Origin of the sequence: Burkholderia sp. AU45251 (assembly GCF_030482905.1) — a bacterium.
Lineage (GTDB): Bacteria > Pseudomonadota > Gammaproteobacteria > Burkholderiales > Burkholderiaceae > Burkholderia > Burkholderia aenigmatica.
The window spans coordinates 65,485-78,290 of record NZ_JAUJQH010000012.1; the positions used below are offsets into that span (position 1 = coordinate 65,485).

The window sequence follows — 12,806 nt, forward strand, 5'->3', positions numbered from 1 at the left end:
GGGATGCATCGCACGATTCACGTCCGGCGCACACGCTTTTCGGCCGCGCTCTCGCCCGCCGTCGCCGCCCTCCTCGCTGTCGGGCTCTTCGCCAGTGGCGCGGCGTTCGCGCAGAACACCGGCGCGACCGTCACGCCGGTCGGCAACGGCACGGTCGCGACGACCGCGCTGTCCGCGAACACCGGCGCCGCACCGGGGACGGCCTCCGGTGCCATCGTGCACGGCACGGCCGGCACCGCGAGCACCCTCACGCCGCCGCCCGCGACCGCGACGCCCGGCCAGGTGGTCGTCGGCGGCAAGGTGCCCGACGAGGCGACCAAGGCCGCCGTGCTGCAGAAGCTGCGCGATACCTACGGTGCGACGAACGTCGTCGACCAGATCGAGGTCGGCGACGTTGCAACGCCGCCGAACTGGAGCGCGAACGTGCAGAAGCTGCTCGGCGCGCAGCTCAAGCAGATCAGCAAGGGGCAGTTGAAGATCAACGGCACGCAGATCGAGATGAAGGGCGAAGTGCACAACGAGGCGCAACGCCAGCAGCTCGCGAGCGACATGGCGAACACGCTGAACCCGACGTACACGATCAAGAACGGGCTGCGCGTGTCGGCGTCCGAACAGGGCGTGCTCGACCAGACGCTCGCCAACCGGACGATCGAATTCGAGACCGGCAGCGCGACGCTCACGCCGCAGGGCAAGCAGATCCTCGACCAGATGGCGGCCGCGCTCGCGAAGATGCAGAACCGCACGGTCGACATCATCGGCCACACCGACAACTCGGGGAACCGTACGTCGAACATCGCGCTGAGCCAGGCGCGCGCGGATGCGGTGAAGGGCTACTTGATCACGAAGAGCATTCAGCCGCAGCAGATGACCACGACGGGCGTCGGGCCGGATCAGCCGATCGCGCCGAACGATACGGCGGATGGACGGGCACGGAACCGGCGCATCGAGTTCCGGGTGGGACAGTAACGGACCTCCGCTGCCGCTCCTCCCGGAGCGGCGCGGCAGGCAACAACGGGCGGCAGCAGCGATGCACCGCCCGTTTTGCGTTTACGACTGCTCGTCGGGCCGCACGCCCAGCAGCTCGCGAATATGCGACAGCGAACCGTCGTCCTTGACGACGCTCTCGAGCCACTTGTGCAGCGGCATGTCGGCCCATTCGGCCGCCTTGTCGGCGAGATACGCGACCGGGCTGTGCGGCTCGGTCTGGCGGAAATAGCGGGCGACCGCGCGCAACTGGTCGACGGCCTGCGCACGGTTCTGGATGCCGGCGATCATCTGCGGCACCGGGGCGCGCGGAACGGGCTGCGGCTGCACGTGAGTCTCCTCGGTCTGGATCGGATTGCCGAACACCGGCTCGATGCGTTCGGGCTGCGCCTGCGATGCCGACTGCGAGTGCGGTGCGCTGCCCGTATAGCCCTGCTCGCGCGCAAAGCGCTCGGCGAGCCGGTACACGGTCTCGAACGCGTCGCGCGCCTGCCGGAAGCTCGGCGCCGAATCGCCCGCGCGCTCGACGAGCCGCTCCTCGAACGCATCGAGCGCGAATTCGAACGCCTTCAGGTTCGCGAGCAACGCCGTGTAGAACGCGATCGACGTCACGCGCCGCGACGAATCGATCTGCTCGATCGACGGCTTGCCGCGTGCGATGTCGTCCGCGTGTTCCGGGTCGCGCTTGATCGCCTGCGCGACGTGCTGCGCCACTTCCCAGTCAAGCGTGCTGAACGCGTTCGACGCGCCGTCGGTCATCGGCACCGCGCGCAGCAGCTCGGCCGTGCGGCCGGACAGCCACGCGACGTTGCCGAGCCGGTGCTCGATGTCGTCGTCTTCGGGCAACGGGTGCACGGTGTCCCAAAATTCGCGGCACAGGCCCTCTAGCAGCGCATAGCCTTCGTTGAGGCCGGTGATGCCGTCCTCGAGCGCGAGCGCCTCGGTCAGCCACACGGCGAGCCGCAGGTCCTTCGTGCGTGTGCGCAGCAGTTCGCCCGCATGGTCGACCACGAAGCCCCAGTCGGCCTCCTTGATCTCGGTCACCCACTCGCCCTGGTCGAGCGTCGGATCGTCGTAGCGCCGCGCGTCCTGGATCGCGTCGAATTCGTTCGAAAACAGCAGGTCGTCGCCGCTGGGCGACGCATCGCTGATCGGCGTCAGCAGCTCGGGGAGATTGATCGGCATGGTTCGGTCAGTTCATCAATGCTTGTGTTGCGCGGCCGCGCTCATTCGACGGTGTACGTGAATTCGCCGGCCTCGTCCGCGCGCACCGCGATGCGCGCGATGGCCTCGCCGTCGGCGATCCGGCCGAGCACGTGGCCCGCGATCTCCGGCAGCAGCGTGCCGTTCAGGATATGGTCGACGTTGCGGGCGCCCGAATCGACCTCGGTGCAGCGCGCGAGCACCGCATCGACGAGCGATTCGTCCCATTCGAACGCGGCCTTGTGGTTCGCCTCGATCCGGCGGCGGATCCGCTCGAGCTTCAGCTCGATGATCTCGGCCAGCACGTCGTCGGAAATCGGGTAGTACGGCACGACCTTCATCCGCCCGAGGAACGCGGGCTTGAAGGTCTTGTACAGCTGCGGGCGCAGCGTCTCCGCGAGCGCGTCCGGATCGGGCAGCTCCTCGGCCGGCTTGTTCAGGCACGCCTGCATCACCGCGGCGGAACCGACGTTCGACGTCAGGATGATCAGCGTGTTGCGGAAGTCGATCTCGCGCCCTTCCGCATCGTCCATCGCGCCCTTGTCGAACACCTGGAAGAACATCTCGAGCACGTCCGGGTGCGCCTTCTCGACCTCGTCGAGCAGCACGACGGAATACGGGTTGCGGCGCACGGCCTCGGTCAGCACGCCGCCTTCGCCGTAGCCCACGTAGCCCGGCGGCGAGCCCTTCAGGCCCGACACGCTGTGCGCTTCCTGGTACTCGCTCATGTTGATCGTGACCATCTTGCGCTCGCCGCCGTACAGGATGTCGGCCAGCGCAAGCGCCGTCTCGGTCTTGCCGACGCCCGACGGCCCGACGAACATGAACACGCCGCGCGGCTTGTTCGGATCCTCGAGGTTCGCGGTCGCGGTGCGCACGCGCTGCGCGATCGCGTCGAGCGCATGGTCCTGGCCGATCACGCGCGCGGTGAGCAGCGGCTGCAGGTTCAGCACGGTGTCGATCTCGTCCTTCACCATCCGGCCGAGCGGAATGCCCGTCCACGCGGCGACGATCTCGGCGACGACATGGCCGTCAACCTGCAGCGGCACCATCGGCTCGCCGCCCTGCAACGCATGCAGCGCCGCGACGCGTTCGGCGAGCTTGTCGCGGGTCGCCTGCACGTCGACCGGCTGGCCGTCTTCCGACGGGCCGCGTGCCTTGTCGAGCGCTTCGCGCAGTTCGGTGATCTCGGCGACGATCGCGCGCTCGGCTTCATAGCGCGCTTCGTCCTTCGCAAGCTGTTCGAGCGCCGTGTCGCGCGTGCCGCGCAACTCGCCGAGCCGCTCGTCGTGCGGCGCGCCGCCGGCTGCCTCACGCTCCAGCGACGCGATTTCCGCGTCGATCCGCTCGATGCGCTTCTTCGTGTCGTCGATCGCCGCCGGCGTCGCGCTGTGCGCGAGCGCGACCTTCGCGCACGCGGTGTCGAGCACGCTGATCGCCTTGTCCGGCAGCTGGCGGCCGCTGATGTAGCGGTGCGACAGGCGCACGGCCTCGGTGATCGCGTCGTCGAGGATCCGCACGTTGAAGTGCTTCTCCATCAGGCCGGACATCCCGCGCAGCATCGCGGCCGCGAGCGGCTCGCTCGGCTCCTCGACCTTCACGACCTGGAAGCGCCGCGCCAGCGCCGCATCCTTCTCGAAGTACTTCTTGTATTCGCTCCACGTCGTCGCGGCGATCGTGCGCAGCTCGCCGCGCGCGAGCGCCGGCTTCAGCAGGTTCGCCGCGTCGTTCTGGCCGGCCTGGCCGCCCGCGCCGATGATCGTGTGCGCCTCGTCGATGAACAGGATGATCGGATACGCGCTCTTCTTCACCTCGTCGATCACGCTCTTCAGGCGGTTCTCGAATTCGCCCTTCACGCTCGCGCCGGCCTGCAGCAGCCCCATGTCGAGCACGTGCAGCGCGACGCCGCGCAACGGCGGCGGCACGTCGTCGGCGGCGATGCGCAGCGCGAGGCCCTCGACGACCGCCGTTTTGCCGACGCCGGCCTCGCCGGTCATGATCGGGTTGTTCTGGCGGCGGCGCATCAGGATGTCGATCGCCTGGCGGATCTCGGCTTCGCGGCCGATCACCGGGTCGATCTTGCCGTCGCGTGCGCGCTGCGTGAGGTTGGTCGTGTACGTGTCGAGCGCGGGCGTCTTCGACGGGCCCGCCGCAGGTGCCATGCCGTCGACGGCCGGCGCGACGTCGCTACCCTCGTCGTCCGCCTGACGCGGCTCGGCTTCGCTCGAGCCGGCCATGATCTCGTCGAACTTGTGCTTCAGGTCGGTCACGTTCATTTCCGCAAACTGCGACGACATCCGTTGCGCGAACTGCGCGAGATCGGGCGCAGTCAGCAGCGCGAGCAGCAGGTGCCCCGAACGGATACGGCCAAGCTGCGAGTCGAGCGACGCGATCAGCCATGCCTGTTCGAACAGCGCGATCAGGTGCACGGAAAACACCGGCGTGCGCGTGTTGCCCGTCTTCAGGCGCGTCAGTTCGCGCTCGAGATCGGCATGCAGCGCGTGCGGATCGACGCGGCTCGCGCGCAGTGCGAGCGGCAGGTCGCCCGTCGCTTCGTCGAGCAACGCGAGGAACAGGTGCTCCAGATCGACCTCGTAGTGGCCGCGCGCCAGGCACGCGCTTGCCGCACGCTCGGTCGCGTGGCGGCACAGCGGGTTCAGTTTCGTGATCAGGGTCTTCAGAGGCGTGCTCATGGCGTCGATCTCAGGTTCGAATGCGTGTTTGTTGTCGTTCGGAATCAGTGAATCACGTGCAGTTCGTAACGCGCGTCGGAGCGGTCCTCGATCGCGTCGCGCGTGCACAGGAACGCGTCCCAGCCGAGCCGCGAGCCCGCGCCGAGCACGCTCGCACCCACCTCGGTGCGCTTGAGCACGAGCTTCACCTCGTACTCGAGCGTGACGCCGGCGAGCAGCGTCAGCATCCGCTCCAGTGCGACCGCCTGCGCGCCGCCGGGCAGGAACGCCTCGTAGTCGCGCTTGGACAGCGGACCGATGACGATCCGCGCGCGCATGTCGCGCTGCCACACCCGCTCACCGACGAGCGCCGTCGCACCGAGCACCGCATTGACCTCGCCGAGCACGCTCAGCTGGTCGGGCGGCACGTCGTACCACTTGCCGACGAACTGGTCGATCTTCACCGGCACGCGGAAATAGTCGGACAGCGTGCGCTGCAGGTACGCGGCCGACATCGGCCGGTGCCGCGCGGCCAGCGCATAGCCGGCGACCGCCTCGTCGAGCACGCCGCCCGCGCCGGCCGCGAGGCTGTCGCGCACCTCGTCGCTCGGCACGCCCGCGATCGCGAGCAGCAGCGGCAGGTAGCGCTCGTCGCGGTCGAGCTCGTAATGGAACGGCAGCCGGTATTTCTTCCACGCGGCATAGAACAGCGCGGTCGCGCGGTTCGAGAACACGTCGAAGAATGCGCGCGCCGCATGGTCGCGCTTCAGGTGCTCGCGCGCGACGATCTGCTCGGTGTAATGCAGCGGCAGCGCGCCCTGCCCGCCCAGCAACCCGAAGAACGCGGGCGTCAGCTCGACGTGGCCGAGCTCGCCGGCCGCGAGCGCGGCGCCGCGCTGCTCGCCCGTCTTGAGCTGGGTGCCGTCGTCGTCGAACGAGCGCGCGCCTTCGATTTCGCTCGGCGGAAAGCCGAGCGACAGCGTGTTGCGGAATTCGATGCGCTGCGCGACCACGTCGCCCTGCCGCCACGCGCCGGGCGCATCCGACGCCTGCCGCGCGAACAGCCCTTCGAGCACGCGCACCGCCTGGAAGAACTCGAAGCGGTGCGGTTCGTCGAGCAGCGCGTCGACTACGCCAGGATCGATTCGCCGGTCCGGGGCTTGCATCGGATGATCTCCTCGCCGGTGCGCTTCGACACGACGACTAGTTGAACGAAACTGTTGAGGTGGACGTACAGCCCGAAGAAGCTGTCGAGTACGCGCACGAACGAGGCCAGGCTCGCGCCGACGAAGTGCTCCTCGTCGATCGTCAGGCGGATCTCGATGCCGCGCACGAAGGTCGCGAACGGCTTGCCGGGCAGCCACTGCACCGCGCCGCGCTGCTCGACGCCGGCGAGGCCATCGATCTGGCGCATCGACACGGCGGTGCGCCGCAGGTCGTACAGCGTCAGCATTTCCTTCAGCGGCGCGAGGCCGTGCGCGACCAGCGACACGTGATTGAGCGCGAGGTGCGACACGAGCCGCCAGTGCGCGGCGCGGCCGCGCTCGAAGCGCACGCTCTGGGTCGGGCGGCGCAGCAGCGCGATGCCGCTCGTCTGCGCGCCGCCTTCCTGAAACAGGTCGCCGCCTTCGAGCCCGAACGCGAGCATCGCCGGCAGGTCCCGGTTCGTACAGGTGAGGTCGAGGCTCAGCGTGTCGGTCTGCGGCGACGTCGGCTCGAAATCGATGTCGACGATCGAGATCTCGGTTTCATAGCCGGGGCTCTTCAGCGCGACCCAGTCGTTGCGGCGCGCGAACCAGTAGTGGCCGATCCGCGCCGATTCGCCGTGATGCAGCGAATAGAACGGCCGGAACTCGATCACCGATTCCTCGTGCGCCTGCTGCCGGACGAGCTTCACCGAATCGATCGAATACACCTCGTACGCGAACGCGCGCCGTGCCTCGGCGATCACCGGGTAGGACACCGCGCGGTGCGTGATGCGGATCGGCTCGCCGTGCTGGCGGAACAGGTTGACGATCGGCGTGCAGAACAGCCGGAAGTGGCTCGCCGTCAGCAGTTCGAGCAGCCGCGCGACATGCGAATCGCTGCGCACGTCCTGCAGCACGAGATGCAGCGTCGCGCGCTGGCAGCGGCCGGTCGCGCGCGCGATCGCCGCAAGGTCGAAGTCGACGAAATCGAACTTGTCGGGGAACGCGAAGTATTCGGTAAGCAGGCGATACGCGGGATGCGATTTCGCCGGGTAGTCGATCAGCGCGTCTTCTTCGTCGAAGCCGGCGTGCGCGATCGGCAGCTTGCGCAGCGCGGTCCAGCGGCCGTTGCGTTCGGGCTCGACATACGCGCCGAGCACGTTGACGAACAGGCAGTCGGTCAGCGCGGCGACGAACGACTGTTCGCCGTGCAGGTGCGCGCGCAGCGTCGGCAGCTTCAGCGCGCCGAGATCGAGCTGCGCGGCGAGCGATTCGAACGTGATCGAGATCACGCCCGTCGCGTTCGACGGCAGCACTGTCGCGCTCGGCGCGAGTGCGACCGGCGTGAAGCGGGCTTCCGAGATGCGGATCGGCGCGAGCGTCACGTCGTAGGCCGTGCGGAATCGGCACTGCACGCCGCGGATCGGGCGGCTCTTCAGCTCGGTGCCGCGATCGATCACGACCGGTTCGGTCTGCTGGCCGGGCGACGCCGGCGTGAACTGCGCGATCGAGCACGACGGGAACGGCCGCAGGTAGTGCGGATACAGCACTTCCAGCAGCGCTTCGGTGAATTCGGGGTAATCGTCGTCGAGCTTTTTGTTGATCCGCGCGCCGAGCAGCGCGAACGACTCGATCATCCGCTCGACGTGCGGATCCTCGCAATGCTCGCCCGACAGCGCGAGCCGCGCCGCGATCTTCGGATAGCGTTCCGCGAAATCTCGCGAATAGCGCCGCAAAAACGATAATTCGCGCTCGTAATACGGCAGCAATTCTTCCATCGACGACCCCGAACCTCAATATTTCCTGCCGGACCCTGATCCACCACCGGGCGGTCCGGCCCGCTCGGCGGCATGATTTACTGCATTCTTGCGGCGCGTGCGCGCGTGACCGAATACTGCAGCGTCGACGGCTGCAGCATCGCGTCGAAACTCACCGGCTCCTCGGCCGGGTGCACGACGAGCAGCGCCTGAATCGCGAAGTAGAGCGCGTTGGTGGCCTGCTCGTTCAGCTCGAACGTCACCTGCACCTGCTGCAGCCGCGGCTCGTGACGCGCGATGGCCTGCTGGATCGACTTGCAGATGAACGCGCGATCGTAGTGACTCGCGAGGCTCAATCCCGCGAAATCGTTCAGCCCGTAGGTCAGCACCGACTTCTGGCATTCCGGCAGCGCGGCCAGCTCGATTTCGGTGTGGGCGATACGCGTGTTGAGAATCGCCTCGACGTCGCGGGCGACCGTGTTCTTGAGCTCGTCCAGCGACAATTGCCGCATCGCTGCCGAGGCCGGCAGGTGCGGTTCGTCGTCGAACAGCTTGTCGAGAAAACTGGGTTCGAATCGTTTCATCGGGTCGGTGCGCACAGCGAAAACGGCAACGGGACGCCGCGCGCCCCGTTGCCGCAACCGACCTTAGACCGCGTAGGTCTTGTCGTTCTTCGTCAGACTCCAGGCGCCTTGCGTGTTGCCGCCCTGGTTGCCGCCGATCTTCTGCTGGGTTTGCTTCCACTGCACAGCTGCGTACTTCAGCGAGAACGTCTCGAGCGGCAGACCTTCTTCGCGAACGCTCGGAGCGATGCTCGAGATGATCACGTACTTGAGCTTGACTTCCAGATACTGCACGCGCTTGCCTTCACCGTCAGCGCGCGAGAAATGGACCGTCACCTCGTCGAACGTGGTGCCGCCCGAAGCGTGTTGGTACAGCAGCGGGCTCGACGAATCGATTTCCTTCGTGAAAATCATGTCGCCGTGTTCGCAACGCGTCATCGTGTGACCGCCAGCGGTCGATGCGGTTGCCGAACGCGGCTGAACGATCGAGTGATCCCACGATTTCAGTTCGATCCAGCCCTGGTGGTCCTTGTCCGCGGATTCGCCCTTCACCGCGGGACTACCAAACTGCAAGTGCATATGTAACATGGCCCTTCGACTCCCCAAAGAGGTGGTTTTAACGTCCTACCCAGGCGGCCCGCCCGGGCGATTTACTCGCTTATGAATTTGCCGGTTTGGGCAGATCAGCGACAAGTCGCAGAGAAATCGAGAGTTCGTCGAGCTGAAAGTGCGGGCGCAGGAACGCGACCGAACGATACGAGCCCGGCTTGCCCGGAATCTCCGACACTTGTATGGATGCCTCACGCAGCGGAAATTGCGCTTTCTGTTCCTGCGAGGCGTTATCGTCGAGCAGGACGTACTGCGAAATCCACCGGTTGAGGAAAGTCTCCACGTTCTGCGCCGATGCGAAGCTGCCGATCTTGTCCCGCATCATCGCCTTCAGGTAGTGCGCGACGCGCGATACCGAGAAGATGTACTGAAGCTGGGCGGACAGGACGGCGTTCGCATTCGCGCTGTCGGTGCTGTATTTCTTGGGCTTCTGCACCGACTGCGCAGCGAAGAACGCGGCGTAATCTGAGTTCTTGCAATGGACGAGCGGGATGAAGCCGAGGTCGCTCAGCTCCTTCTCGCGGCGATCGGTGATCGCGATTTCGGTCGGGCACTTCAGCGCGACCTCACCGTCGTCGGTCTTGAACGTGTGGGTCGGCAGGTCCTCGACGAGGCCGCCGCCTTCGACGCCGCGGATCGCCGCGCACCAGCCGAAGTCGTCGAATGCGGCCGTCAGGCGCGCAGCGAACGCCCACGCGGCGTTGCACCACAGGTACTTGTCGTGGTCGGTGCCGTCGACGTCCTCGACGAAGTTGAAGTTCTCCGCGGTCTGGCCGTCCTTCGGATTGAACGGCAGGCGGCCGAGGAAGCGCGGCAGCGTCAGGCCGACGTAGCGCGAATCTTCGGCGTCGCGGAACGACTTCCACTTCGCATATTCGACCGTATCGAACACCTTGCCGAGGTCGCGCGGCTTGCCGAGGTCGGAGAACGACTCGAGGCCGAGCAGCTCGGGCGATGCCGACGCGATGAACGGCGCATGCGCAGCCGCCGCGACGTGCGACATCTGCTCGATGAAGTACATGTCTTCCGGCTGGCGCGAGATCTCGTAATCGCCGATCAGCGCACCGAACGGCGAGCCGCCGAACGTGCCGAACTCTTCTTCGTAGACCTTCTTGAACAGCGCGCTCTGGTCGAACTCGCTCGCGCCCTTGAAATCGCGCACGAGGTCGCGCTTCGGTGCGTGCAGCGCCTTGATCTTGATCGTCTGGCCGGTGTTGCTTTCCTTGACCAGATAGTCCATCCCGCGCCACGTGCTTTCGAGGCGCTGGAATTCCGGCGCGTGCATCACGGCGGAAAGCTGCGTGGAAATCAGGCGGTCGAGTTCCGCGACGCGCGCGTCGATCGTGGCCGACAGGTTGTCCGACACGATCACCGTGCCGTCGAGCACCTGGTGCACGAGTTCGCCGATCAGGTCCTTCGCACGCGCATGCTCGGAATCGGATTTCGCGACCTTGCTCTTCTCGACGATGTCGTCGAGCAGCGAGGTCCCGGCGGCGTAGTCCGCGCCGCTCGCTTGGGCCGCAGCCGTTTGCTGGTTCATCTCAACACTCCGTCGTCATTCGCCGTCTTTGTCGCCGCCCGTGCCCTTCGCGAGCTCCTGCAGCTGCTGCGTGTTCTTCAGCACATCGGACAGCAGATCCTCGAGCTTGTCGTTGCCGGCGAGCTTGTTGCGCAGGTCGGCGAGCTTCGAGCGCGCCTCGAGCAGGCGGCGCAGCGGCTCGACCTGTTCGACGACTTCGTCCGGGCTGAAATCCGACAGCGAACGGAATTTCAGGTCGACCGCGAACTTGCCGCCTTCCGGGCTCAGGCGGTTTTCCACCTGGAACGCGGCACGCGGCTCGATCGCCTTCATCACGTCGTCGAAATTATCGCGATCGATGTTGACGAATTTACGGTCGCGCAGCTTCGGCTGCTCGATTTCGGACTGGCCCGCCAGATCGCCGACGACCCCGACGACGAACGGCAGTTCCTTCACCTCGATCGCATCGCCCTTCTCGACCTCGTAGGTCAGTTGGACGCGCGGCGGCCGTATTTTCTGCAAGCTTTTCTGAATGCTTTCTTTCTTGGCCATCTCGACGGCTCCCAGGTTAGTTGTGGTTATCGCGTCAGTTTGCGGTCAGTTGCGCAGTGCGCCGAACGGGTCACCGCCCTTCGCCCCGCCGCCCGACGACGTGTTCGTCGGCGCCACCGTAGCAGTGGCTTCAGAGGTCTGCGTCTGGCTGGGCTTCTTGTGCACGACCGTGCGGACCCGCTTGGTCCGGACAGTGGCGCGGGCATTCGTCTCCGGCGGGAACAGCGCCGATTCGCCCAGCGTATCGCGCAGCTGCTTCGCGAGCGCCTGCGCGTCGGACTTCGCATCGCCCGCGAGCGACGAATCCTGGCGCAGCTCGCCGAGCGACTGCGTCGCGATTCGCAGGCCGGCCACGGCCAGCACGCTCTTTGCCTGACGATCGGTCGCGTCGCGCTGCAGGGCTTCCTGCGCGGCAACGATTGCCTGACCGTAGTGGTTCTGGGCGAACTGGATTTGCGCGATGCGCGACCACGGCTCCTCGCGCGTCGGATCCGACTTGGCGAGCTGCTGGTACAGGCCGAGTGCCTTGTCCTGGTCACCCGCCTTCGCAACTGCGTCCGCATCGGCCAGCGACTTGTTGAACACCTCGGCAGTCGGCGGCGCGGGAGGCTGGCTCGCACAACCGGCGATCACGCCGCAAGCCACTACTACCCCAGACAGTTTTGCGAAGAGACGGTCTTTCATCGTTATATCCACCGGCGCGTGAGTTTTAAATCGTTGAGAATCTGGTTCTTTTGCTTTGCAAGAAGCGCGCGGGTATAGTACCGATCAATTTTTCATAATTCAATCGTCGTGTGAAGAGTAATTCCTTTTAAAACCGGGCGCTACCCCCTCCAATGGCCTCCCGCTGCGGGCTCGCAGCGATTTTGCTATCGGTCGGAATGGGCAAGTTTTACTGATTGCGCGACGCACCGCCCGAATGGCGGAAAAATTTTCCGGACGCTTGCCACGACGCGGGCGTGCTTAATAGTTGAATGGTGCAATGTCGGGGATACGCAGCGAACGCGGCAATACCCGGCAGATTTGACAGGGATAAAAGGCGGCACGCCGGAAATACGATGAGATCGCTGATGATTCGCTATGCGCTGCCACTGCTTGCCTGCGCGCTTCTGGCCGGATGCGCGGCCGCCCCGCTGCTCGGCTCGGCCGCGAGCGCCGTGATGTCCGCGGCCGGCATCGGCAAGCCCGAGGTACCCGACGCGCAGAAGCCGCCGCGCAACCTCGGCATCACGCTCGCCGCAGCGCCGAACCTGAATGCCGCGACCGACAACAAGCCGCTCGCACTCGTCGTGCGGCTCTATACGCTGAAGGATCCGACCTCGTTCCAGCAGGCGCCGTTCGACGCGTTTACCGACCCGACCAAGGAAAAGGCCGCGCTGGGCGCCGACCTGCTGAACGTGCGTGAAATCACGCTGATTCCGGGCCAGCGCTACACGGCGACCGAGAAGGTTTCGCGCGAAGCGCAGGCATTCGGCATCGTCGCGCTGTTCCGCGATCCCGCACTACAACGATGGAAACTGACGTTCGATCCGGTGAAGTCGGAGAAATCCGGCATAATCATCGGCCTGCATAATTGCGCGATGACGGTCACCGACGGCACTGTCATCGCACCGCAACAGGGTGCGCCTTCGCAACCGCTGAATTTGCTTTCTTCGGTCTCCTGCGGTTAAACAATGACGCACGAATGTCAATTAACAAGAGTTAACAATTGGCGATTTAATTCGGGCACGAACAAATCGATTACATCGCAACGCGACATT

11 protein-coding genes are annotated in these 12,806 nt (G+C 65.9%); 2 read left to right on the plus strand and 9 right to left on the minus strand.

Annotated features, from left to right (window positions below; translation table 11 throughout):
- Positions 1–3 precede the first annotated feature (3 nt).
- Positions 4–966: an OmpA family protein gene (locus tag QZM67_RS22705; protein ID WP_175023526.1), complete on the plus strand. Its 963-nt coding sequence runs from the start codon at positions 4–6 to the stop codon at positions 964–966.
- 81 nt (positions 967–1,047) lie between these two features.
- On the opposite strand, the gene tssA is transcribed toward QZM67_RS22705, so the two are convergent.
- The 9 genes from tssA to QZM67_RS22750 form a co-directional block, all read right to left on the minus strand.
- Positions 1,048–2,169 carry a type VI secretion system protein TssA gene (gene tssA / locus QZM67_RS22710; RefSeq protein WP_301806819.1) on the minus strand — a complete coding sequence of 374 codons (1,122 nt, stop codon included), beginning with the start codon at positions 2,167–2,169 and terminating at the stop codon, positions 1,048–1,050.
- A gap of 41 nt (positions 2,170–2,210) precedes the next feature.
- Complete coding sequence (gene tssH / locus QZM67_RS22715; RefSeq protein ID WP_301806822.1) at positions 2,211–4,880, minus strand: type VI secretion system ATPase TssH; 2,670 nt, start codon at positions 4,878–4,880, stop codon at positions 2,211–2,213.
- Between the two features lie 44 nt (positions 4,881–4,924).
- Positions 4,925–6,025, minus strand: a complete 1,101-nt coding sequence (gene tssG, locus QZM67_RS22720) for a type VI secretion system baseplate subunit TssG (RefSeq protein WP_301806826.1) — start codon at positions 6,023–6,025, stop codon at positions 4,925–4,927.
- Positions 5,989–7,824, minus strand: a complete 1,836-nt coding sequence (gene tssF / locus QZM67_RS22725; protein ID WP_301806829.1) for a type VI secretion system baseplate subunit TssF — start codon at positions 7,822–7,824, stop codon at positions 5,989–5,991. The genes tssG and tssF overlap by 37 nt, the downstream gene beginning before the upstream one ends.
- Positions 7,825–7,901: 77 nt before the next feature.
- Positions 7,902–8,387 (minus strand): type VI secretion system baseplate subunit TssE, encoded by a 486-nt coding sequence (gene tssE / locus QZM67_RS22730; RefSeq protein ID WP_043191646.1) that lies wholly within the window; start codon positions 8,385–8,387, stop codon positions 7,902–7,904.
- A gap of 63 nt (positions 8,388–8,450) precedes the next feature.
- On the minus strand, positions 8,451–8,954 hold the full coding sequence (locus QZM67_RS22735; RefSeq protein ID WP_006477093.1) for a type VI secretion system tube protein Hcp: 504 nt from the start codon (positions 8,952–8,954) through the stop codon (positions 8,451–8,453).
- Positions 8,955–9,024: 70 nt separating this feature from the next.
- Positions 9,025–10,515, minus strand: coding sequence for a type VI secretion system contractile sheath large subunit (gene tssC, locus QZM67_RS22740; protein ID WP_011350759.1), 1,491 nt, complete (start codon positions 10,513–10,515; stop codon positions 9,025–9,027).
- Between the two features lie 15 nt (positions 10,516–10,530).
- Positions 10,531–11,046: a type VI secretion system contractile sheath small subunit gene (tssB, locus tag QZM67_RS22745; protein ID WP_043191648.1), complete on the minus strand. Its 516-nt coding sequence runs from the start codon at positions 11,044–11,046 to the stop codon at positions 10,531–10,533.
- Between the two features lie 45 nt (positions 11,047–11,091).
- The gene (locus QZM67_RS22750) at positions 11,092–11,730 is read right to left on the minus strand and encodes a M48 family metallopeptidase (RefSeq protein WP_043191651.1); all 639 of its coding nucleotides are present in this window, start codon (positions 11,728–11,730) and stop codon (positions 11,092–11,094) included.
- Between the two features lie 374 nt (positions 11,731–12,104).
- Here QZM67_RS22750 and tssJ point away from each other — a divergent pair, with 374 nt between their 5' ends.
- Positions 12,105–12,716: a type VI secretion system lipoprotein TssJ gene (tssJ, locus tag QZM67_RS22755; protein WP_043191653.1), complete on the plus strand. Its 612-nt coding sequence runs from the start codon at positions 12,105–12,107 to the stop codon at positions 12,714–12,716.
- Positions 12,717–12,806 lie beyond the last annotated feature (90 nt).